This window comes from Mesobacillus campisalis (genome assembly GCF_000986785.1).
Classification (GTDB): Bacteria; Bacillota; Bacilli; order Bacillales; family Cytobacillaceae; genus Mesobacillus_B; species Mesobacillus_B campisalis.
On sequence record NZ_LAYY01000023.1, the window covers coordinates 1 to 23,572 of the forward strand.

Sequence of the window (23,572 nt, forward strand, 5' to 3'; positions counted from 1 at the left end):
CAAAGTCGACATATTCTACATAGTTCCGTTCCTTTGCATCATGGTCACCGCATTCACGGCATGCTGCCTGACAGGCACGGCATCCGATGCAGCGTTCAAATTCAAGATACATGATTTTATTCATTTTTAGCCGCTCCTTTTTAAGAAAGTTTTTCAAGCTTTACAGCACAAACTTTGAATTCAGGCATCCGTGAAATCGGATCCAATGCAGGACTGGTCAACTGGTTGACGGATAGGTCTTTGCCCCAATGGTAAGGAACAAACAGGGTATCTTTCCTAATGGCTTTTGTGATGCGCACTGGTGCAACCATGTCACCGCGCGGAGTAATTAATTTTACTTTTTCACCGTTCTGGACCTGGTACTCACTTGCTAGTTCAGGGTGGATTTCCACAAATGGCTCAGGACATTGTTCCATCAGGAATCCCACGCGTCTTGTCTGGTTCCCCGACAGATAGTGGAATACGACACGCCCTGTTGTCAGCCATAATGGATATTTGTTATCAGGCACCTCGGCTGGGTCGTTCCAATCAATGACGGCAAGATTGGCTTTCCCATCTTCGGTTGCAAATTTTTCTTTGAATACGGAAGGCGTTCCCTTATGGTCTTCGGCAGGAGCCGGCCAAAATACGCCATCCTGTTCATCGATCTTTTCGTATGTGACACCAAAGTAGTCGGCCTTTCCGCCTTTTGATGCAAGGCGCAGTTCGTCAAAGATTTCTCTCGCCTCGCTGTAAGGGAAGTACTTTCCTTTGCCCATCCGTTCGGCAATCAGTTTGATGATCTCCCAGTCTGTCTTTGATTCGCCTAGCGGTTCCACGACCTTGCGGATGCGGATGACGCGGCCTTCGATATTTGTGGTTGTGCCTTCATCCTCTGCCCAGGTTGTCGCAGGCAGAACAACATCTGCCAGTTCCGCCGTTTCCGACATGAAGAAGTCATTCACAACAAGGAAGTCAAGGCTTTTGAACGCTTTATAGACATGATTGATATTTGGTGAAGAAACAACCGGGTTCGAACAGATTACATGCATGGCACGGATGGTCTTGTTCACCATCAGATCGAACATCTCGTAGGCAGAAACACCTTCCTTTGGCATTTCCTCTGGCTGAATGCCCCAAACACCTGCAATGTACTCGACATCCTTCGGGTTGGCAATCTTGCGGTAGCCCGGAAGCGCATCGGCTTTCTGGCCATGCTCGCGTCCTCCCTGCCCATTTCCCTGACCGGTAAATGTAGCGACACCTGAAGCGAATTTTCCAATCTGGCCGCGAAGCAGCGCCATGGAAGTATACAGGCTGACATTGTCAACGCCTTTTGTCTGCTGCTCGGCACCGCGGGCAAACATAACAACCGAACGAGGGGATTTTCCGAAAATATGGGCTGCTTTCACGATTTTCTCGACTGTTACACCGGTAATCTTCGATGTATATTCTGGCGTGAATTTTGCGGTCATCTCTTTTAATTCCGCAAAATTATTGCAGCGTTCCCGGACATATTCATGATCGACATAGTCATGTTTGATCAATAAATGCATGATTCCATTAGCCAATGCAGAATCTGTTCCTGGAAGAAGGTCAAGATGGACATCGGCCACACGCGCTGTTGCTGTCTCGCGAGGATCGGCCACAATCAGTTTCGCGCCTTTATCCTTTGCTTTCCAGAACCACTGGATGCTCGTAGGATGGCATTCCGCAGTGTTGGTGCCGGACATGAAGAAGCAGTCTGTATGCTCAAGCTCTGTCCACGGAAGCGTGGATCCGCGGTCCATGCCGAGCGTCTTGTTGAATCCCCCGGCAGCCGAGCTCATGCAATAGCGGCCATTATAATCGATATAGCGTGTTCCAAGTCCTACCCGCGCGTATTTTCCAACAAGGTAGCATTTTTCATTGGTCATCGACACTCCGCCGTACACGCTGAGGGCATCTTTGCCGTATGCTCCCTGGATTTCCTTGAACTTGCGCTCAATCAGGTCAAGCGCCTCTTCCCAGGAAGCTTCAACAAACTTTCCGTTCTTTTTGATCAGCGGCGTCTTGATGCGGTCTGGATGGTCGATTGTCTGGTAGGCGGTAACCCCTTTAGGGCACATTTTTCCTCTCGTAAGCACCCAGTCATAACGGGGCTCGACGCCGACAACTTTATTGGATTTCTCATCGACGCGGATATGCATGCCGCACTGCATGCCACAGTAGCAGCAATGTGTTGTGATTAATTTTTCGCCCTTGCGGATTTGATTTTTCACGCCTTCTTTAACGAGAAACTGGCTCATGTTCTTTTTCCTCCCCTAGATCTTTCTTTACTTCTTCTTCAATATCGTAAAATTCGTCTGAACGTTTTTTGCCAAAACCGGAAAGGTGGATTCCGTTCGTTGTGTTGACCGGTCCGTACGGATTGCCTTTCGGCGCTTCAAGATTCATTTGTTTCAGTGCCCGCATGCGGCGGCGGCATCCTGGGCAATAATCCGACAGGTAGCTGCCATCGGCCATCTGAAGGTCGAAGGATTGGGCTTTCAGTATTGCCTGTACGTCAGCGATCTGGTCATCATTGCTGTATGGCTGTCCGCAGCTTTTACATGCTTTCGTATCTACCTTCAGGACCTCCTGGTAGCTCATTGGAACGGCTGTCGCCAGCGGCCTGATCGGTACATGGAACAGTTTCCCGAACGGAAAGTACATCAGCATAATGATGACGGTAACCTGATGTGTCATCGACATATAATGGTGGCCGAAGCCGCCAAGGAATTTATAAGAAAGAGTTAAAAGCAAGCCCGTTCCGGTTACAGCAAGCAGGATATACAATGGCAGCAAGTCAAATTCGAAACGCTGTGTGACTTTCACATCATAATCGGTGATTCGGCGGTAAAGGGCCATACAGACACCGATCATGACCATGACGGCACCGATGTTCAGGATGTTGTAGACGATTTCCGAAAACCAGCCATGTGCGGCCATTGTCATTACCGGAATGTCAAAAGCGATCATTTGGTATGTGTCAGAATCGATTAGGTCAAAGCGGAACCAGCCGAATGTCAGTCCGAAAGTGAAAGCGAAGGAGATCAGGCAGCCCCAGGAAATCATGATGTGCTGGATGCCGCGGTAAAGTCCGCGCTTGAAAATGAATTTTTGCAGAATGATATTATCAATGAATGTTTTAAAAATGGCTCTTGCATTTCTTTTAAAACGCTCTTTCGTAAACAGGTTTTCCACGCTTCGGGAAGCGACACGGTTTGTCGCCTTTCTGTAAAGCCAGAAGCTCATCCGGATGACAAGCCCGATAGCGAATACCATTGATGAAATCATATAGCCCAGCAAGGCCATATCTATATGAAGAAAGTTTGACGTGGACACCCACATTGAAAAAAACAGGATCAGGACAACAAAGAACGAATACATACTTGTTTTGGAGTAAAACGATTTCTCCAGCTTTAACATTTTCCGCTACCTCCTTGCGAGTAGTGCTTGAGTTCGAAGTAATCTTACCACGGGTAAAAGGGGCGTTTTGGTTTTAAATGTAAACACTTTGTGAATAGGGTTAATTCAGGCATTGTTTGTTAACACTTTGTGAACAAACAACTGGAAAACGGGTTTAACCTCCCTCCCCACCCTTCGGATTCCTTCGTCTCATACGCTCTCTGGCGATTTTTATCTTGTTACCTAATAGTAAAGGAGGCGGATTAAACCCGTATGTGAAGTACGTCACATCGGAAAATTTTGTTCTTTGCCTTATAAATGACACCAATAAAAAAAGCGCTCCTCCAATGGGAGAGCACTTTTAAGGTATAGGATATTCAGGATAATAAAATGCTTTGAATCAGCTTCCGGCTTTCCGTGGAATCGCGCCTTGACGGCGGAAAACATGATTGATGACTTCCGAAAACACCAGGCCGACCGCAATCGCCCCTGATATCATCAAAGCCTTGACCCCTAGGGCAACAGCTGTCGTATAGTCGTTCTCAACAATATTCCGCATCGTGTCATACGCAAGTCCGCCCGGGACAAGCGGTATAATGCCGGCAACACTGAAAATAATGATGGGCATTTTATAAAACTTGGCGAACATTTGACTGACCAATGCGATGAAAAAGGCTGCCGCAAGAGTGCCAAGCACTGCTCCATAACCCTGGTAGGTCAGGCCAAAATAGACCATCCAGCCCAGCATGCCTGACAGCCCGCACTTGAACAGAGATTCTCTTGGGGCATTAAAAAGAATGCCAAATGCAGCCGAAGCGATAAAGCTGGTTATCAGCTGTTCCAAATAAACCACAGGGTTCCCCCCTTTTTTATAGGCTCGGTTATAGTTCATTTCTGTGAAGGAATGAGAACTAATAGGCGGAGAATTTCCGGCTAAGGTACACAGAAGCAGCTTTAGAAGCGGTTATAAGCGGAGAAGTTCCGATTAACTGCTCCTAAACAACACAAAATCGTGGATTTTAATGATATAGACGGAAAACTCTCCCTTATTTTTAAGGAAATATGGGTATTTACCAATTTAAACGGAATTTCTCCGTTTATTTTTCAAACTTGTAAAAAAATTCAGCTTTCCGTGATTACAGAGCCTTTTTACAAAAAGGATAGGACGGCAGCGATTCCCGAACCGATGGCAAACGCGGTCAGGAATGCTTCGGCCCCTTTGGACAGCCCCGAAACCAAATGCCCTGCCATCAAGTCGCGCACTGCATTGGTGATCAGCAGTCCGGGAACCAGCGGCATTACTGCTCCAATGATAATTTTATCAAGCTCATTTCCCAGCCCTATGCTCACAAAAAAGTAGGAGCATAAGCCAACGATCACGGAGGCGGAAAACTCGGCAAAAAATTTAACAGGAATCATCCGGTGGAAAAGCATCATGGAAGAATATCCCGCGCCCCCGGCAATCGCGGCAGGAACAAAGTCCTCCCAGCTGCCCAGGAACATAATGGCAAAACAGCCGCTGGCCAGCGCAGCTGCCAGCAGCTGGACAAGGAACGGGGGCATCAGGCTGGCCGATTCAATCTCCTTCAGCTGCCTGACCGCCTCACTTAAGCCAATTTGCCCGCCGCTGATCCTCCGGGATACATCATTCACCAGCGCTACTTTCTTCAGGTCGGTCGTCCGGTCGGAAATCCTGATCAGCCTCGTCATCTCCGGCCGTACATCTTCCGAGGAGAACATGATGCCAGTGGGCGTCACATAGCTGTGGGTCTGCTGTATGCCCAGCGCGAACGCCATCCGCCTCATTGTATCCTCCACCCGGTAGGTTTCCGCTCCGCTCTGGAGCATAATTTTCCCTGCCAGCAGGCAGGCATCCATTATCTCGTGTGTTTTATCTCTATTTTCCATTTTATCCTCACTATGAAGAGTCGATATTCTTCTATCAGTCTAAACGAAAGCGATTTAGCAATCAATTATGATTGTTCCTTTGAAATAATGATTTATCACGCGGTCTGAATGGAATATACTTGGATTAAATTCCTTTGCGGGAATTTTCTTAACAAGATTGAAAGGATGACAGTAATGCTCGATTGCCGAGAAGAGGTTTTATTTTTCACAAAACAGCTGATGAATATTGAAAGCATCGTCAATACGAACGGAGAGAAAGAGATTGCCCAGGTTCTCCACAGCATGATCGCCTCTTTTCCTTATTTCATGGAACATCCGGAACAGCTTTTGATTGAGCCGACGCATGACGATGAACTGGAGAGGTACAATGTCCTTGCTTTTGTCAGAGGCACCAAAAACGCCAGCAGCAAAACCGTTATTTTAATGGGCCATATGGATACGGTTGGCATTGATGATTTCACCCAGCTTGCTGATCTGGCATGCAAGCCCGATGAGCTGCTTGAGGCATTGAGGAACGAAGACCTTCCTGAGAATGTCAGGGCCCATGCCGATTCTGATGAATGGCTTTTTGGCCGCGGCTCCCTGGATATGAAGAGCGGATTGGCCAGCCATCTATATCTTTTAAAATATTATTCCGAACACCCTGAAGAGCTGGAAGGGAATCTGGTGTTTTTGGCAGAGTGCGATGAAGAAGACAGCTCTCATGGCATCCTATCTGCACTCAAAACCCTCCAGGCCTGGAAGCAGCAGCACGGTTTCGAATATTCAGCCGCGGTGAACAGCGATTTCGTCGCTCCCCGCTTTGAAGGGGATGAAAACCGTTATATCTATAAAGGTACAGTTGGAAAGCTCCTTCCGTCCTTTTTTATTACGGGCGCGGAAACCCATGTGGGCTCCTGCTTTGAGGGACTGGATCCCAACCTGATTGCCGCGGAGCTGACAAGGCAAATAGACTACAATCCCGACCTTTGCAATGAAGCGCTAGGCGAGACGACCGTTCCTCCTGTCTCTTTAAAGCAGACGGACCTCAAACCCGTGTATACCGTCCAGACGGCGCTGTCGGCCTATGTATATTATAATTTCTTCATCCATTCCTGGTCTCCCAAGGATGTGCTCGACAAACTGAAGAGCCAGGCGGAAATTGCTTTTAACAACGCTTTGGCCTTGTTTGAAGAGCGGTATAAAAAGTTTTGCCAGCTGAGCGGCGAAGCTTGCCGGGAGATTCCATGGCAAGCGAGGGTCATGACCTATGAAGAAATGGACAACCTTCTTGCTGCCCAATTTGGAAACGAATATACCTGCCATATGGCAGGTTTCAAAGAACAGCTGCTTCATGACCAGACCCTTGATGTCAGGATGTTTGCAGCCAGGGTCGTGGAAGAGGCTTGGAAGTGGATGCCGGACAAAAGCCCGGCAATCATCGTCTTCTATTCATCCCTTTATTCTCCAAGGGTAGAGCTTCCCGGTAAAAATGTTGCGGAGAAAAACCTGATTTCTGCGCTCGATAAAGCTGTTGCAGCGATTCAGCCAAATTATGAAAAGCCGATTGTCATCCGCAATTTCTTCCCATACATCTCGGACATGAGCTTTGTGGCGCTCAGCGACGATGAGAGCGCGCTTGATTCCGCGGCCAGAAACAATCCGAGCTGGGGGACAAAATTCTTTGTGAATTACCAGGATGTCCGCAACATTAATGTCCCGGTTATCAATATTGGACCATATGGCCTTGATGCCCATAAAAAGTACGAACGGGCTGAACTTGAATATTCGCTTGAGATTGTGCCAAACCTGACGAACCTTGTCATCAGGGGAGTGCTCAGCGGGCAATGAAACGAAGACGGTGTTCCATACAGGAACACCGCTTTTTATTATTTTCCATTCATAGCATGCCGGGCCAATAATTCAATGGTCATGTCATCCATCGGTGGATTGTGCAAACCAGCACGAACATCGCGGTAATAGCGCTGAAGCGGATTTTTTTGCGACAGGCTCCGCGCGCCAACCACCCGCATTGCCAGGTCGACCGCTTTGATGGCTCCGTTAGTGACAGCCATTTTTACCGCTCCAAGCTCGGGACCCATTTCCAGCCGTTCCTGTTCACCGGCATCATCCCATTTTTTTGCGACAGCATGGAGAAAATGACGGTCTTTCATCAGTTCGAGTTCGATTTCACCAATCTTCTGCCGCACTGCGGGAATGTCGCTGATGGTCCCCTTGATGCTGTTGGGCGAATAGTTTAGGGCAAACTGGATGGCGTACTCCTGTGCTGCCTTGGCAATCCCCAAATAGCAAGCCGGAATATGAAGCAGCCAGCCATTTGCCTGTTTTTTCCCAGGAGTAATGACTTCCACAAAATCCTCTTCTGCAACATGGACGTCCTCAAGAACAAGGTCATGGCTTCCGGTTCCCCGCATTGCCACGCTGTCCCAGGTTTCTTCGATGGACAAACCTTTCGTCGAGCGCGGAATTAAAAAGTTGCCCACCTCGTCGCTTCCGGCAATCGACGCGCTGACAATAAAATAATCGAGGACCGGAGACATCGTGGTAAAAATCTTCCTGCCATTGATTACCCAGCTGCCGCCATCCTTTTTTGCGGTTGTTTGCGGCTTGCCTCCTCTTGTCGGGCTTCCTGTCTGCGCCTCGCTGGCCGCGCTGTTAAGGAGCGCTCCCCTTTTGACTTCTTGGGAAACCCTCCGGAAGACTTCTTCTTTCCATGCTTTCTTTTCGCCAAGGTTTTTTATGATGCCCATATGCCAGCCGATCGCAAGGGCTGTGGACCCGTCTCCCGCCGCCAGTTTCTCCTGCAGGCTGACAATTTCGTGCAAGGTGATCTCTTTTCCGCCATATTCGCATGGCAGCGTTAGGCTGGTATAGCCGTTTTTTTTCAAGTCATCTATGTTGGCAAACGGAAAACCGCCTTCTTCATCGATTTCCGCTGCTCGCTCTTTAAACCTGGCTGCGAGGCTTTCCATCAGCTGCAGCCTTTCTTCCAATGAGTTTGTATCCTGAAAATTCATAATCTCACTCCCTGAATTCATCATTCCCTGCCAGCACACTGGCAAACGATATCCTTTCTAGTTAACATACCAGAAATTGCACAGTTTTGTTTAGCGTTGCGATTGGCACTGCCTGACAGGACTTGTTTTTCTGGTCATTTCTTATTAGTATATAGTTCTACAGGAAGGTATAATGGTGTTAATACTTTTACATAAAACGACAGAAAGGCTGATAGGGATTGGAAGAAAACTCTAATTTTATCAAAACGATTATTAAGGAAGACCTCGAATCCGGAAAGCATGATAAAATTGTAACCCGATTCCCGCCTGAGCCGAATGGGTACCTGCATATCGGACATGCGAAATCGATTGTTATCAATTTTGGCCTTGCCGATGAATTTGGCGGGAAAACGAACCTAAGGTTTGATGATACAAACCCGTTAAAAGAAGACCAGGAATTTGTCGACTCCATCAAGGAAGACGTCGCCTGGCTTGGATACGAGTGGGATGGTTTGTTTTATGCCTCTGATTACTTTGAGGAAATGTACGACCGTGCCGTTCTGCTCATTAAAAAGGGCAAAGCTTATGTTGATGACCTGTCCGCTGATGAAATTCGGGAATACCGCGGCACATTGACACAGCCCGGGAAGGAAAGCCCGTACCGCAACCGTTCAATCGAAGAGAACCTGGATCTGTTCGAGCGCATGCGCAATGGCGAATTTGGAAACGGTGAAAAGGTGCTGCGCGCCAAAATTGACATGGCATCACCAAACGTGAATCTTCGTGACCCGGTTATTTACAGGATTGCCCATGCAACCCACCATAACACTGGGGATAAATGGTGCATTTACCCGATGTACAGCTTTGCCCATCCGCTTGAGGATGCCATTGAAGGAGTCACCCATTCCCTTTGCACAACCGAATTTGAGGACCAGCGCCCGCTTTACGACTGGGTCGTTGCGGAATGCGAAATGCCGTCCGTTCCGCGGCAGATCGAGTTTGGCCGTTTGAACATCACCAATACCGTCATGAGCAAACGGAAATTAAAGCAGCTTGTCGAGGAAGGATATGTTGATGGCTGGGATGACCCCCGCCTGCCGACGGTTTCCGGCTTGAGAAGAAGAGGCTATACCCCTGAAGCCATCCGCGAATTCGTGGCTGCAGCCGGAGTATCAAAAGGCTTTTCCACAGTGGATGCCCAGATGCTTGAGCACTTTGTGCGCGAAGACCTTAAGCTTAAAGCCCCAAGGACGATGGGCGTGCTGCGGCCGTTAAAAGTGGTTATCACCAACTATCCGGAAGGCGAAGTAGAGTGGCTTGATGCCGAAATTAACCCTGAGAACCCGGAAATGGGGATGCGCAAAATCCCATTTTCCCGCGAAATTTATATCGAGCAGGATGATTTCATGGAGAATCCTCCGAAGAAATATTTCCGCCTCTTCCCTGGGAATGAAGTGCGCCTGAAGCACGCGTACTTCATCAAATGTGAAGAAGTCATCAAGGATGACGAAGGCAATGTGGTTGAGCTCCGCTGCACATATGATCCGGAAACCAAAAGCGGCTCCGGTTTTACCGGCCGCAAGGTCAAGGGAACGCTCCACTGGGTGGACGCCACACATGCCCTTCCGGCAGAATTCCGCCTTTACGAGCCTCTCATCCTTGAAGAGGAAGGGACGGAAGATCACGAAGGAGAAGAAAAATCATTCCTTGACAATGTGAACGAAAAATCGCTTGAGGTCCTTGAAGGATTTATCGAGCCAAATATGAAGGAAGCAAAGGCACAGGATAAGTTCCAGTTCTTCCGCCACGGCTACTTCAATGTCGACCCAAAGCACACCACAGAAGAAAAGCTGGTCTTCAACCAGATCGTATCTCTAAAGAGTTCGTTTAAATTATAAGCAAAAAGGGTGCCTGACCCCCTTTAGCGCTGTAAAGCGCCGGGGGTCAGGCACCCTTTCGTTTACTAAAGGATTACTGCTGTTCTTTAAGGATGTCAATATTCGGCTCGATGCCAAACCATTTCTGGTAGATTTCGGTATAGGTGCCATTATCGAATAACGTATTCAGGGCCTTGTTGAATTCCTCTGTCAATTCGCTTCCTTTAGGGAAGAGGATTCCATAGAATTCGGAATCAAATGTTCCGTCCTCTACCACTTTCTGCTTTTTGTCCGGGTTGTTCTTTGCGTATTCCTCTACAACCACATTGTCGGCAACAACTGCATCAGCACCGCCGCTTTCCATTTCCATGATTGCCAGGTTGTTATCTTCAAACTTTTTAATGTCAGCATGGTTTTTTCCAAGCAGGGCATCCATTGCTGCCTGTCCGGTTGTTCCGTTCTGGACGGCAACTTTCTTTCCCTTCAGGTCTTCAGCAGATGAAATCTCGCTGTTTTCCGGTACCAGGATCTTATTGGTAGACTGGAAATACGGAACAGAAAAATCATATGTCTGCTTGCGGTCATCATTGATGGTTATCGCAGCAATTGCCAGGTCTGCACGCTTGCTCTCGGTTTCAACAAATATAGGATCCCAGCCCAGGTGTTCAACATTCACCTCATAGCCTGCTTCCTCAGCGACCGCTTTGATTAAATCAATATCAAAACCGACAACTTCCCCTTTATCAAGGTATTCCATTGGAGCATAGGCGGCATTGGTCACCACGCGAAGTGTTTTCTTTTCTTCCGCTGCTTCCTGCCCGCCATTTCCGCTTGTTTCCTCCGATGCCGATCCGCAAGCGGTCATAAACATTGCCGCCGCCAAAACAAGGCACCATAATTTCACTAAACTCTTTTTCATCTCTATTTCCCCCTGCCTTTTCTTTCTTAATTTAAATAACTTAATCTATTAATCATAGATTTATTATAAACGAGATTGAATTAATATGCAATATAGTAAATAAAAATACAAAAGCGGGCGACAAAACAATTTATTAATAACCTAGTCACTCTTATATTCCGGATACAAAAAAAAGCCTGACCCCTTTGGCGCTGTAAAGCGCCGGGGGTCAGGCACCCTATAATGGATTAAAGGACTTTGCTGAGGAAGGCTTGGGTTCTTTCCTGCTGCGGGTTTTCGAATAATGGTATCGGTTCGTTTTCTTCGACGATATAGCCGCCGTCCATAAAGATGACCCTGTCGCCGACTTCTCGCGCGAAGCCCATCTCATGGGTAACGACCACCATCGTCATTCCTTCCTTGGCAAGCTGTTTCATAACCTCAAGCACCTCGCCGACCACTTCAGGGTCAAGAGCTGAAGTTGGTTCATCAAACAGCATGATCTTCGGTTCCATCGCCAGCGCCCTGGCAATGGCCACACGCTGTTTCTGCCCCCCGGAAAGGGAGCTCGGATAGGCCTCCGCTTTTTCCTCGAGCCCAACTTTGCGAAGCAGCTCCAGACCTCTTGCCCGAGCCGTTTCTGCCGGGACATTCCTAACCTTGACAGGAGCTAGCATAATGTTCTCAATAACTGTTTTATGCGGGAAGAGATTGAACTGCTGAAAGACCATGCCGACTTCTTCCCTCATTTTGTTCAGGTTATTCTTTTTATCGGTAATGTCTTTTCCTTCTATATAAATATGGCCGCCGGTGATGGATTCAAGCAGGTTGATGCACCTTAGCAAGGTGGATTTCCCGGAGCCTGATGGCCCGATCACCACCACCACCTCTTGCGGCTTGATGGTAAGATTGATATCTTTCAATACTTCGTTGGTCCCAAACGATTTCTTCAGATTCTGGATTTTTATCATTCTGTTTTCAACCTTCTTTCAAGGCGACTTAAAATAAAGCTAAGGGAAATAGTCAAGATCAGGTAAATAAGTGCCGCAGTAAGGTATGGCTCCCATACCTTGTAATATTGGCCTGCCATGGCCCGCCCCCAGTACATGATTTCCGGAGCAGTAATAACTGCTGCAAGGGATGATTCCTTAATCAGGACAATGAATTCATTCCCCAGCGGCGGAATCATCCGCTTAAAAGCCTGGGGAAGGATAACATGCCTCATGGCTTGTCCATGGGTCATACCAAGCGACCTAGCCGCTTCCATCTGCCCCCGGTCGATGGATTGGATTCCGGCCCTGAAAATTTCGGCGATATAGGCGGCCGCGTTTAAGGAAAGGGCCAGTATAGCAGCGGCAACCGCATTTGTATGTCCTAAAAACGCCGGAACAACACCAAAGTGAATCAATAAAATTTGGACAAAAAGCGGTGTTCCGCGGAAAAAGGTAATATAAAGGGAAAAAGGCAGAGCAATCAGCTTATTGTTCACCATTTTACCAAGGCCGATCAACAGCCCAAGCACCGTCCCAATCAGGATTCCGGCAAGTGAGAGGCCAATTGTCAGCAGTGTTCCCTTAAGCAGGAAAGGTGCATATTCCGCGATGATATCAAATCGAAAGTCCATCGATAATCCTCCTAAAAGCATAACGCGAGCGAATCATGATTTGATTCCAGCCCGGGCCGACAAAAATAAGATAAAAATTGCGTAACCACTGATTCAGTTACGCAATTCCATATAGCATTATTGCTGTTCTTTCAATACATCAATATTTGGTTCATTGCCAAACCATTTTTTATAAATTTCTGTGTATGTTCCATTTTCAAGCACAGCATTGATGGCGTCATTGAATTCACCAACCAGCTCGCTTCCTTTTGGAAATAGCACGCCGTAGAACTCGGAATCGAATGCGGAGTCTTCAATGACTGTCAGATTTTTATCCGGATTGTTCTTCGCATATTCCTCGACGACCATATTGTCGGCCACGACTGCTGCCGCACCGCCGCTTTCCATTTCCATGATTGCGAGGTTATTGTCTTCAAACTTTTTGATGTCCGGGCTGTTCTTCCCTAACAAGGCATCCATTGCCGCCTGGCCGGTGGTTCCATTTTGAACTGCGACTTTCTTCCCCTTCAGGTCCTCGGCACTTTTAATATCGCTGCCTTCAGGAACGAGGATTTTGTTGGTGGATTGGAAATATGGATGTGAGAAGTCATAGGACTGTTTGCGGTCATCATTAATCGTGATGGAGGAAACAGCCAGGTCCGCCCGTTTGCTCTCGATCTCAACGAAAATTGGATCCCAGCCAACATGCTCGACATTTACCTCATAGCCGGCTTCCTTAGCAACAGCCTTGATAAAATCAATATCAAAGCCAACAACTTCACCTTTATCCTGATATTCCATTGGTGCATAGGCAGCGTCTGTCACGATTCTCAATGTTTTCTTCGTTTCAGTGTCCTCTGCATTGCCAGCTCCCTCGCTTCCCTCATCTTGCGGAGATGATCCGCAGGCAGTAAGGAACATGGCCAGCACCAGTAGAAGGCTCCACGCTACAATTTTGTTTTTCACTTGTTCTCCCCCTTGACTTCTTTTAAATAATATTATTTCATTAATCCTTCACAAATATTCTATAATTTCTTTTATTGGTTTATTATATCCTGTATTGCATTTCTATGCAATAACCCATCTGAAAAAACTTCATTCTATTACTTTTTTAGAATACTATTCTGTTTAAATATTAATTAGTGAAAATTCCATAAATAATTTAAGGTTTATTCGAGTCACATTTCCAGTGGCTGCAAACCAAGAATCCTTCTTTTCCAATTTCTTCATAACACCTTGCTCATCCCCTCACGGCGGGTTAAAATGAAAAACAGGCGCAGGTCATGCCAGTCGCCTGTTATAACGCGTATTGGAACAATATTGAAATACAGGAGACAGCGAAAACCATGAATAAAAAGAAGCTTTTAATTATATATGTGGGCGCGAGCATGGCCTGGATTTTCGGCACCAACTTCCTGATCGATGCATTCAGTCCTGAATCGCTGGCCCAGCAGCTTGAGCAGGCTAAAGAGATTTTTTATGTCATAGTCACTGGCTGCTTCTTTTATTTTTTCGTTTCAAAGTCTGAAGAGCTGAGTGCTGCCAAACAGGAGGAAAAAAGGCTGTCCACCTTGATCAATGCGATGGTGGACTTTGTGAATTTTAAAGACGGGCAAGGACGCTGGCAAGAAGCGAACGAATATGGCCTGAAACTATTCCAGCTGGAGGGCGTTGACTATCGCGGCAAAAAGGACTCAGAGCTTGCGGAGTACTCGGAGTTTTACGGTGATGCGCTCAGGTATTGCGAGGTTTCCGATGAAGAGACATGGAGACAGGGAACCGTCAGCCATGTCGAAGAAATCCTTCCTGCTCCGGATGGAACCTCCAAAACATTCGATACTATTAAAGTACCGCTCTTTCATTCCGACGGAAGCAGAAAAGGGCTCGTGGTAATCGGAAGGGATGTCACCGAGAAAAGGCGGGTAAAAAAACTCCTTGAGGAAAGCGAGCAGCGATATAAATCATTATTTGACTATAATCCGGATATTGTATATATGCTGGACCTGGATGGAATCATCACGAACCTGAATCCGCAATTCTCTTCCATAACAGGCTACAAGACGGAGCAGGCAATCGGCAAACCTCTTAAAAGCATTCTTCCCGAAGCAGCCATGCAGGATGCCTACGACTGCCTGGCTGCCGTAATAACGGACAAACAGCCAAAAAGCTACGAGTTCATGGGTCACCATAAAAATGGCCACCCTATCAGGCTTTATTGTGTATCGGTGCCAATGATGATCAATGGTGAAATCGCCGGGGTCATCGGCTATGCAAAAGATATAACAACGGTCAGGGAAACCGAGGAAAGGCTCAGGAGAACCGAAAAGCTCTCTGTTGTGGGCGAGCTTTCAGCGAGCGTCGCCCACGAAATCCGCAACCCGCTTACTTCCCTGAAAGGATTTGTCCAGCTGCTGCAGATGGAAGACGAAAAGCATCTGGGCTATTATCAGATTATGCTGGACGAGCTGGACCGGATCAACCATATAGTCAGCGAGCTTCTCCTGCTTGCAAAGCCTCAGCAGGTTAAATATACGAAAACCGATATCCGCGGCATTCTTAATGATGTCATTTCCCTGCTGAAAACAGAAGCAAGCCTGTACAATGTCCAGATTGAATTCCAGCCTTTAGATGAATGCCAGGAAATTGAATGTGAGCCAAACCAGTTGAAACAGCTGTTCATCAACCTGATTAAAAATGCCATTGAAGCTTCCAAGAGCGGGGATTCCGTTGTGATTTCCATTGCCATGAGCAATGGCAGCATATCCATCTCTGTAAAGGATAGCGGCTGCGGGATATCGAAGGAAATGATGAAGAGGCTCGGCGAACCGTTCTATTCTTCAAAGGAAAAAGGAACAGGCCTTGGGCTGACCGTTTCATTCAAGATTGTCCAATCCCATCACGGGACGATAAGATTCAACAGTGAGGCCCATAATGGTACAGAAGTGCTGGTCCGGCTGCCTGTAAGCGGGAACCAAAGAATTCCCCCGGCAAGCACCCGGCATATATATTCCGCTTAGAAGCAAGGCGGATTTCGAAGCCGCCGACAGACATATTTGATTGAAAAAGGTCCAGCCCCTTATTACGGGAGGCTGGACCTTTTCATTTGCACATGGCGGCCGTTTAATCTTCATCTTTAATATCGATGTCTTCAGGAATGGGCTCGCTGAGTACCTCTTCCACCAGTTTCCTGTACTTTTCCACCTGGTTCAGATGGGTCGCAAACTGCTCCTTGTAAACCAGGTACTGTTCGCCGTCAAATACGGCCCGAATCTTCTTCTGCCTTACCAGGCTTTCAACTGCATTCTCCGGCATCGACAAATACTCCGCCGCTTCCTTAATCGTCAAATACATCCATAATTCTCCTCTCGGGGGTCAGGCACCCTTTAGCACATCAACGCATCGCGGGTCAGGCACCCGTCATCGCTTTACCGCGGCACCGGACCGGGGGTCAGGCACGCTTTAGGGCTTTAGGGTGTCGATGAGGTGCTGGGCTGCCTTGCGGTAGGTGTTGCTTATGTTTACGAGCGAGGCTGCGAGCAGGGCTTTTTCGAGTGTATCGGTGCCTTGTTCGCCTAACTTGGCCATCTCTGCGCCTGCCTCTTCTGCCCTTTCGATAATATCCTTTTTAAACTTGTCATTATTTTTATCGTATATATCCAGGTAGCCTGAATAAAACTTTTCGAGGTCGAGTTCCCCCTGTGATGTCTTTTCACTGACTTCGTCAAGGACTTTCTTTATGTCGCCAATCGACAAGGATCCCTTCAACTGATAAATCAGGGAAATAAGGATAATATGTTCCTTCGAGTACTTCTTGTTTTTCACAGGGAAAAACAATTTCCCCTTCGCATAATTATTGATCATTGTTTTGGTCAGGACTTTTCCATCTTCTCCCCGTGTCGAACCGCTGAATGTATTTTCAAACAGCTGAATGACCTGGTCCATATATAAATCGATGCCAGGAATGTCCTCAAGGCGAATATTCTTATCCAACTCCAACGCTTCCGCCAGCTCATTTACCTTTTCCATTGTCCGCCTCGCTTTTTATCAATAGTCATGTACATTGTATTATAGCTTGAAATCTCTTGAAGGTAAACGTTGACTATATAAGATAATACCGATATAATTACACATAGTAATTAAAACTACTCAAAATAGTTTGGGAGGTCTGAAAATGAATCAGTATATCAGAGAGCCTATTAATGGATTCACCCACCTTGCTGGAGCTGTCCTCGCTTTTATCGGACTGCTGGCAATGGTGATCAAAGCATCAGGAAACTCGGCGTCGCCGTTAGCCATCAGCGCCGTTATCATTTTCGGCATCAGCATGATCCTGCTTTACAGTGCTTCTGCTGCCTATCATATGGTCATTGCAAAGAAAAAGGTCATCCATTTTTTGAGGAGGATTGACCACTCCATGATTTACATCCTGATTGCAGGAACGTATGCACCTTTTTGCCTGATTACCCTTAATGGTGTCACCGGGTGGATACTCTTTAGCATTGTCATGCTTGCAGCCGTGCTGGGTGTTGTTTTTAAACTGGTGTGGTTCCGTTCTCCGAGGTGGCTTTCCACAGGCCTCTACATCGCAATGGGCTGGCTGATCATTTTGGCCTCATCTCCTCTGTCGGCGAATCTTCCGGCAGGAGGAATGGTTCTTTTGGTAAGCGGCGGCATCCTTTATACGATTGGCGGGTTAATTTACGGCTTCAAGCCGGAATTCATGAAGTCCCGGCACCTTGGATATCATGAAATCTTCCACATCTTTATTTTGCTCGGGAGCCTCGCCCATTTTTCAAGCGTCTATTTCTATGTTTTATAATCCTCTTCCCAAAGCCCCTGTTCCCATTGAGCAGGGGCTTTTACCTTTCATGAAAATACCCGGTTAGAATACATGACATCAATGATGACATCACCTTCCAAATCCCCTAATCTAAAAAAAACATCCTATTGGCTTTGCTAAATTAAAATTTTTAACCGGAAGGTGGTCAATATGAAAAACGAAGCGGAATTTCAGCTAGCCAAAAAAATCATTCAACTTGATTTGCTGCGTGACGAATTGTATGAAGAATTGCTGTCGGCCCTCGGCCGCAGAACCCCCGAATTTTTACGGGCTGTACAGAATGGTTTCGAAAGGGAGGTGAAGGCGTATGGCAAACATTTTACGGGAAGCGCTTGAGAAGGCAAGACGGCATTATATTCTCAAAATTTCCAGACAGTTCCCTGCCCTCCATTCCTCAGCCGAACTAAGCAAGCTCTCCCTAACAGAACTCCAGGAAATTTGGAATATGCAAAAACCGGCTAAGTAACACCCCGCCTGTTGGCTGAACCTTATTTATCAATAGGGTCAGCCAACAGGCTATATTTACAGCCCTCCATCGTGTTGGAAGAGGATTCCCAGCCAATTTAAAACCAAGTCGATTAACAGCACATTTAATTTTTTATAGTCATGTAAGGTAATATGACATATAATAATAAGAAAATTCAAAACAAAAAAATGAGGTGAGCCAACTTGGCGGCAGCAGAATCTTCTTATAAAGATAAAAAGGTCATTACCATAGGCATTGTCCGTGAACTGACCGGGTTGTCCGAAAGGCAAATACGCTATTACGAGGAAAGAAAACTCATATTTCCCGACCGTACTCCAGGAGGCAGCAGAAAATACTCTTTTTCCGATATTGAACTGCTTATGGAAATCGCCAATAAAATTGAAGATGGAGTGCAAACATACGAGATCAGGCAGGAAATGATCAGGGAAAAGAGGGCAATGGATAAAAAAACACACCACAAAATGATCCAAGGCCAATTAAACGCCCAATTTGGCATACAAAAAAGGTAACCCCTTTCCCCGCGTTATTTTATGTGTAAGGTTTTCTAACACAACTGTAGAAACTGAATTTAATCGGTGCGAAAATACAGTTACAGAAAGCCAATACAACAAATTACCGGAAGGGGAGAAATTATGGATACGACCTTTTTACTGAACAGCCTTTGGGTTATGGTATCTGCAGTCTTAGTTATTCTGATGATCGGGGGCTTCATCCTCCTGGAGACAGGTTCCACCAGAATGAAAAATGCTGGACATATTGCAGGCAAAACGATTCTTACCTTTGGCATTTCCTCCATCGTCTTTTGGGCCGTTGGCTACGGTTTTATCTTTGGCGAAGGCAACGCACTTATCGGTTTATCGGACTTTTTCTATTCAGGATATGACATTGAAGGGCTGGGCCTTTCAGGAGCCGTCTTTTTCTTATTTCAAACGGCTTTTGCCGGCATTTCCATCACCATTGCATTTGGCGGTTTTGCCGAAAGAGCAAAAATGTCTGTCTATCTGGTATTCTCAGTTTTATTCGCCACTCTTGTTTATCCCCCTATTGCCCACTGGATTTGGGGCGGCGGCTGGCTGGCAGAGCACGGCAAGCAGGATTTCGCCGGATCCACGGTTGTCCACTTGACCGGTGCAATGGCCGCCCTCGCCGCCACCATCCTCTTAAAGCCGCGGATTGGCAAATACAACAAAGATGGTTCAGCCAACAACCTCTATGGGCATAACCAGGTTTACACAGCCCTAAGTGTCCTGCTTTTATGGGTCGGATGGTTTGGTTTCAACGCAGGCAGCACCATTGCGGTTGACGAAGGTTTTTTTGGATTTGTCGCCTTGAACACAAACCTGGCCGCCGCTGCAGGAACAATGGCAGCCATGATTATTTCCTGGGTCGTCCTTGGAAAAGCCGATGTTTCGATGATGCTGAACGGAGCGCTTGCCGGCCTTGTTGCTATCACCGCCTCCTGCGCCTTTGTTGCTCCATGGGCATCCGTTGTCATCGGACTGATTGCCGGCGTCCTCGTTTTCTATAGCATCTCTTTCTTTGAAAAACGCAAAATTGATGATCCTATTTATGCTCTTTCCGTCCATGGTGCTGCAGGGGTTTGGGGAACATTGTCCACCGGCTTTTTCGCGACTCCTGAACTTGCTACAGTCGGCAAGCCCGGACTATTCTACGGCGGCGGTCTCGAACAGCTGGGTGTTCAGGCTCTTGGAGTTGTGGCCTGCGGCGCGTTTGCCTTCATCGTTTCCTACGCTGTTTTAGCCATCATGAAGGCTTCCATGAATGGCTTGAGGGTCAGTGAAGAAGAAGAAATCATGGGCCTTGATATGAGCGAGCATGGAACTTACGGCTATCCGGAACTGCTGCACCCCGGGAATTCAAGCAGCACAGAGGCTTCATCCGGCACTAAGCTACCCGCCGAAAGCCGGCCGCTTAATGCCTAGCCTGGTTAAAACCAATGCAAAACCAAGTCTCCCCTTGGACCTGATGTTCAAGGGGAACTGCCATTTAAATTGGGAAGGGGTGAGGGCTGAATGCTGGACAGCAAAAGCTATGGTCAAATCAAGGCGTTTCGTGATGCAGAACTTCCCCGGGCCCGGTCAACAATCCACGACCTTAATTCCCTGCATGACCAAATCATGAAAAAGACCATTCTTGCTGCTGCCGATTTTTTCGTGAGCAAGGCCGGCCCTCCTCCCTCGCCCTTCTGCTTTTTTGTGATGGGAAGCGCAGGCCGCAGGGAGCAAGGAGCATGGAGCGACCAGGACCACGGAATTATCTATGAACACGGCGGGGCAAATGAGTATTTTTTAGGTCTGGGAGAAGAGATATCGGAAGGGCTTTTTCAGGCCGGCTACAAAAGGTGCGAAGGCAAGGTGATGGCAAACAACCCCTTATGGTGCAAATCGCAGGAAGACTGGCAAGCGCAGATAAGGCAATGGGGACAGGCATCATCGTGGGCAACCATCCGCCACCTGCTGACATTTATCGATAGCAGGCCTCTTTACGGCGAAGGCAGGCTCCTTGAAGACTTAAAGGGTGATACCTGCGAATGGATCCACAGAGAAAAACTGCTCCCTCGCCTCCTGCAAAATACTTTGCATATTAAAAAGGGCATCGGCATCATGGGACAGCTGCTCACAGAAACACATGGCCCCTATTCCGGGATGCTCAATATGAAAGATTCTGGGCTGTTTCCTTATGTCAATGCAGCCCGGCTTCTTGCCATCCGCCATTATATTATGGACACCAGCACAATGGGAAGGCTTGAAAAACTGCCCAATTCGGTGATCTCCCCCGGGGAACGCAGCATTTTCGCCAAACACTTCTCAGGTCTCCTTAGCCTGCGCCTTGCCTATGGGGTTCACAGAGATTACGAGTCGGGGCATTATCTTCAGGTTGAAAGCTTGTCCAAACAAGAAAAACGGCAGTTAAAAGAGGCTTTGAGGACCGGGCTTACCCTTCATGAAACAGCGCGGAAATTGGTTGAAAAGGAAGATTTGCATGGGCATGAGTGATTTTATCCAGTTTTTCAGGAGCAAAGGGAGCAAACTGAGTTCGAATGTCCTTGCAGGCTTCCAAGGACAACAGAATGCGCAGAGTATCTCGTTTCTGCGCCAGCTGGAAAAGGAAATGCGAAAGAACGATGATCTCACCTGCCCGCTGGATGCATTGGAAGCGGTCGTTTTTGACATCGAAACCACCGGCTTTTCCCCGGATAAGGGTGATAAGGTTATTTCAATCGGGGGCGTCAAAATGCGCGGCAGCGAAATTCTGGAAACAGAAACCTTTTACTCGCTCGTACGCACCACAGCACCTTTGCCTCCGGAAATAGCGGAACTGACCAAAATCAGTGATGACGAGTTGACTCGAGCCCCTGATGGAGCTGATGTCCTGATGAAGTTTTTTACGTTTGTTTCCAGCAGCATTCTTGTCGCCCACCATGCCAGACATGAGAAAACCTTTATGCAGAACATGACCTGGAGCCTGACCAGGACACGGTTTCAGCACCGGATTATCGACACTTCCTTTTTAACCAGGCTGTTTGATCCCACCCCCGGCTCCCAGGCCCTCGAAGAGCTTTGCGCGTCATGCGGCATTGCCATCCACAATCGTCACCACGCCCTCGGCGATGCCCTGATGACCGCCGAGCTCTGGTCGCATTATCTTAAAAAAGCCCAGAAAGCCGGCTACCAAAACCTGCATGAAATCTACACCCACCTCGCCAGACTCCGCTAACCAAAGAAGAAACCGTTTCGCGCGGTGAAACATCACTCCACCACCGCGTGCCTGACCCCCGGCGCGGTGAAGCAGCAAAGGGTGCCTGACCCCTTGTGAAATTTTAATTATCAAAATATATTGACATAGCATTCTACCTCTGATAAATTATTTCTAAATAATAAAGTCGATGACGAGAAGAGTAAGGCAGAACCCTGTTCCGCAGAGAGCCAGCATTAGGTGAAAGCTGGCGTTCAGCACTGCCCGAAAATCCCCTCCGAGATGCAAAGCTGAAAATATAGTAAGCTTTGACGGCCTTTCCTCCGTTACACGTGGAACACGTATGTTGGTACGTTGACTAAGTGCCGCAGTTTTTTTCATGCTGCGGAATGAGGGTGGTAACGCGAGTTCAAACTCGTCCCTGTTTTGGGGACGAGTTTTTTTATTTTCAAAAAAAAGGAGAGATTATTTTGCGAAAGTTTGACAGTTTGTTTATCGGATTGATGCTATTTTCAATGTTTTTTGGGGCGGGTAATCTTATTTTCCCTCCTTTCCTGGGAGCGATGTCGGGGACTTCCTACTGGCTGGCGATGGCCGGCTTTGTCCTGACAGCCGTAGGCCTTCCGTTCGCCGTCCTTTTTGCCATCGCCCGTGTCAAAGGCGGCATCCAGGCAATCGGCAACCGAGTTCACCCTGTGTTCAGCACCGTTTTTATGGTGATCGTTTATTTGTCCATCGGCCCGTTCCTGGCCATACCGAGAAATGCCAATGTCGCTTTTGAAATGGGGGTTGTATCCTTCACCGGCTCATCCAATCCTGTTTTATTATTGGTCTATTCCGCTGTATTCTTTTTACTTGTTTACTTTGTAAGCCTGAATCCCGCCAATCTCGAAAAATATTTAGGCCGCTATATGACGCCGACCTTGCTTGTGTCCGTGGTTGCCCTTTGCGTGCTTGGCTTTATGAAATTGGACGGAAACTTCCAGGCTCCGGCCGGCGGCTATGAGTCCGGCGCGTTCTTCAAAGGCTTCCTTGAAGGCTATAATACGATGGATGCCCTTGCGGCGCTTGCCTTCGGAATAGTCATCCTGACTGCAGTCAAGCAGCGCGGAGTACGCAGCGAAACACAAATGACCAGCTATATGCTCAAGGCGGCCCTTGTCGCAGGCTCTTTGCTTGCATTGGTCTATGTCTCCCTCGGAGCGGTTGGCGCTAAAATGGCGGCCAATGGGGAGTTTGAAAACGGGACCCAGATCCTTGCAGGGGCAGCAGCCCATGTATTTGGCCAAAGCGGGCCATTGCTGCTCGGAGTCATTTTTACACTGGCCTGCTTTACCACAGTAGTCGGGCTAACCTCGGCCTGCGGTCAATATTTCTCGGACCTGCTTCCAAAGGCCAGCTACAAAATGGTGGTTTTGATGGTCGCCTTAATTGGATTCACCCTGTCAAATATGGGGCTGAGCCAGATTCTCAAAGTTTCGGTGCCATTCCTGGTAACAGCCTATCCGCTGACCATTGTACTAGTCACCCTCACCTTCTTTGACAAGTACTTCAATGGAGCCAGGATTGTCTATGCCAGCACCATGCTGTTTACCGGAATCTTTGCGGTGATCGGCGGCCTGAACGCTTTTGGATTCAGCCTTGGACCAGTTGAAACACTGCGGACTGCCCTTCCTTTTTCATCATCGGGCCTTGAATGGGTTGTCCCGGCTCTTGCAGGAGCTGTTGTCGGAATCCTGCTGAACAAAGTTGTTCCCGCAACACAATTGGATGAATTAAAGGCAAAAGCTTCTTAATAATAATTGGAACAGGATGCTGCCTCCTTTACACGATAAAGG

21 protein-coding genes, 1 pseudogene and 1 other annotated feature are annotated in these 23,572 nt (G+C 47.6%); of the genes and pseudogenes, 10 read left to right on the top strand and 12 right to left on the bottom strand.

Going from position 1 to position 23,572, the window contains the following annotated elements; all coding sequences use genetic code 11:
- The 5 genes and pseudogenes from WQ57_RS27520 to WQ57_RS17435 all read right to left on the bottom strand — a co-directional run.
- Positions 1–124, bottom strand: a pseudogene (locus WQ57_RS27520) (4Fe-4S dicluster domain-containing protein); the annotation flags it as partial.
- 16 nt (positions 125–140) lie between these two features.
- Positions 141–2,267, bottom strand: coding sequence for a formate dehydrogenase subunit alpha (gene fdhF / locus WQ57_RS17420; RefSeq protein ID WP_046525044.1), 2,127 nt, complete (start codon positions 2,265–2,267; stop codon positions 141–143).
- On the bottom strand, positions 2,248–3,429 hold the full coding sequence (locus WQ57_RS17425) for a hypothetical protein (protein WP_064537382.1): 1,182 nt from the start codon (positions 3,427–3,429) through the stop codon (positions 2,248–2,250). The genes fdhF and WQ57_RS17425 overlap by 20 nt, the downstream gene beginning before the upstream one ends.
- A gap of 379 nt (positions 3,430–3,808) precedes the next feature.
- Positions 3,809–4,261 carry a threonine/serine exporter family protein gene (locus tag WQ57_RS17430; RefSeq protein ID WP_173427575.1) on the bottom strand — a complete coding sequence of 151 codons (453 nt, stop codon included), beginning with the start codon at positions 4,259–4,261 and terminating at the stop codon, positions 3,809–3,811.
- Positions 4,262–4,557: 296 nt separating this feature from the next.
- Entirely contained in the window at positions 4,558–5,316 is a 759-nt protein-coding gene (locus tag WQ57_RS17435) for a threonine/serine exporter family protein (RefSeq protein WP_046525046.1), read from the bottom strand.
- 174 nt (positions 5,317–5,490) lie between these two features.
- Between WQ57_RS17435 and WQ57_RS17440 the strand changes: the two genes are divergently transcribed.
- Positions 5,491–7,146, top strand: coding sequence for a M20/M25/M40 family metallo-hydrolase (locus WQ57_RS17440; RefSeq protein ID WP_046525047.1), 1,656 nt, complete (start codon positions 5,491–5,493; stop codon positions 7,144–7,146).
- Positions 7,147–7,184: 38 nt separating this feature from the next.
- Here the strand turns inward: WQ57_RS17440 and WQ57_RS17445 are convergent, their stop codons facing one another.
- Positions 7,185–8,333, bottom strand: a complete 1,149-nt coding sequence (locus WQ57_RS17445; RefSeq protein WP_046525048.1) for an acyl-CoA dehydrogenase family protein — start codon at positions 8,331–8,333, stop codon at positions 7,185–7,187.
- A gap of 218 nt (positions 8,334–8,551) precedes the next feature.
- Here WQ57_RS17445 and WQ57_RS17450 point away from each other — a divergent pair, with 218 nt between their 5' ends.
- Complete coding sequence (locus WQ57_RS17450; RefSeq protein ID WP_046525049.1) at positions 8,552–10,210, top strand: glutamine--tRNA ligase/YqeY domain fusion protein; 1,659 nt, start codon at positions 8,552–8,554, stop codon at positions 10,208–10,210.
- 73 nt (positions 10,211–10,283) lie between these two features.
- Here the strand turns inward: WQ57_RS17450 and WQ57_RS17455 are convergent, their stop codons facing one another.
- The 4 genes from WQ57_RS17455 to WQ57_RS17470 all read right to left on the bottom strand — a co-directional run bounded on the left by WQ57_RS17455 (position 10,284) and on the right by WQ57_RS17470 (position 13,611).
- Complete coding sequence (locus WQ57_RS17455) at positions 10,284–11,108, bottom strand: basic amino acid ABC transporter substrate-binding protein (RefSeq protein ID WP_046525050.1); 825 nt, start codon at positions 11,106–11,108, stop codon at positions 10,284–10,286.
- A 227-nt stretch (positions 11,109–11,335) separates the two neighbouring features.
- The gene (locus tag WQ57_RS17460) at positions 11,336–12,058 is read right to left on the bottom strand and encodes an amino acid ABC transporter ATP-binding protein (RefSeq protein WP_046525051.1); all 723 of its coding nucleotides are present in this window, start codon (positions 12,056–12,058) and stop codon (positions 11,336–11,338) included.
- On the bottom strand, positions 12,055–12,711 hold the full coding sequence (locus tag WQ57_RS17465; RefSeq protein WP_046525052.1) for an amino acid ABC transporter permease: 657 nt from the start codon (positions 12,709–12,711) through the stop codon (positions 12,055–12,057). The genes WQ57_RS17460 and WQ57_RS17465 overlap by 4 nt, the downstream gene beginning before the upstream one ends.
- 117 nt (positions 12,712–12,828) lie before the next feature.
- On the bottom strand, positions 12,829–13,611 hold the full coding sequence (locus WQ57_RS17470) for a basic amino acid ABC transporter substrate-binding protein (protein ID WP_046525084.1): 783 nt from the start codon (positions 13,609–13,611) through the stop codon (positions 12,829–12,831).
- 425 nt (positions 13,612–14,036) lie between these two features.
- Between WQ57_RS17470 and WQ57_RS17475 the strand changes: the two genes are divergently transcribed.
- Positions 14,037–15,707: a PAS domain-containing sensor histidine kinase gene (locus tag WQ57_RS17475; RefSeq protein WP_046525053.1), complete on the top strand. Its 1,671-nt coding sequence runs from the start codon at positions 14,037–14,039 to the stop codon at positions 15,705–15,707.
- 103 nt (positions 15,708–15,810) lie between these two features.
- Here WQ57_RS17475 and WQ57_RS17480 read toward each other — a convergent pair whose 3' ends face one another.
- The gene (locus WQ57_RS17480; RefSeq protein WP_046525054.1) at positions 15,811–16,041 is read right to left on the bottom strand and encodes an excisionase family DNA-binding protein; all 231 of its coding nucleotides are present in this window, start codon (positions 16,039–16,041) and stop codon (positions 15,811–15,813) included.
- 108 nt (positions 16,042–16,149) lie between these two features.
- Positions 16,150–16,716: a DUF1836 domain-containing protein gene (locus WQ57_RS17485; RefSeq protein ID WP_046525055.1), complete on the bottom strand. Its 567-nt coding sequence runs from the start codon at positions 16,714–16,716 to the stop codon at positions 16,150–16,152.
- Positions 16,717–16,861: 145 nt separating this feature from the next.
- Between WQ57_RS17485 and trhA the strand changes: the two genes are divergently transcribed.
- The 7 genes from trhA (at position 16,862) to brnQ (ending at position 23,530) form a co-directional block, all read left to right on the top strand.
- The gene (trhA, locus tag WQ57_RS17490) at positions 16,862–17,509 is read left to right on the top strand and encodes a PAQR family membrane homeostasis protein TrhA (protein WP_046525056.1); all 648 of its coding nucleotides are present in this window, start codon (positions 16,862–16,864) and stop codon (positions 17,507–17,509) included.
- A gap of 171 nt (positions 17,510–17,680) precedes the next feature.
- A complete protein-coding gene (locus WQ57_RS17495) occupies positions 17,681–17,866 on the top strand; it encodes a hypothetical protein (RefSeq protein WP_046525057.1) in 186 nt (61 codons plus the stop codon).
- Positions 17,867–18,199: 333 nt separating this feature from the next.
- Positions 18,200–18,526, top strand: a complete 327-nt coding sequence (locus WQ57_RS17500) for a MerR family transcriptional regulator (RefSeq protein ID WP_046525058.1) — start codon at positions 18,200–18,202, stop codon at positions 18,524–18,526.
- A 123-nt stretch (positions 18,527–18,649) separates the two neighbouring features.
- Entirely contained in the window at positions 18,650–19,960 is a 1,311-nt protein-coding gene (locus WQ57_RS17505; RefSeq protein ID WP_084820314.1) for an ammonium transporter, read from the top strand.
- A 90-nt stretch (positions 19,961–20,050) separates the two neighbouring features.
- A complete protein-coding gene (locus WQ57_RS17510) occupies positions 20,051–21,034 on the top strand; it encodes a DUF294 nucleotidyltransferase-like domain-containing protein (protein ID WP_046525059.1) in 984 nt (327 codons plus the stop codon).
- The gene (locus WQ57_RS17515) at positions 21,021–21,755 is read left to right on the top strand and encodes an exonuclease domain-containing protein (RefSeq protein ID WP_046525060.1); all 735 of its coding nucleotides are present in this window, start codon (positions 21,021–21,023) and stop codon (positions 21,753–21,755) included. The genes WQ57_RS17510 and WQ57_RS17515 overlap by 14 nt, the downstream gene beginning before the upstream one ends.
- A gap of 160 nt (positions 21,756–21,915) precedes the next feature.
- Positions 21,916–22,160, top strand: a binding site (T-box leader).
- Between the two features lie 44 nt (positions 22,161–22,204).
- On the top strand, positions 22,205–23,530 hold the full coding sequence (brnQ, locus tag WQ57_RS17520) for a branched-chain amino acid transport system II carrier protein (protein ID WP_046525061.1): 1,326 nt from the start codon (positions 22,205–22,207) through the stop codon (positions 23,528–23,530).
- Positions 23,531–23,572 lie beyond the last annotated feature (42 nt).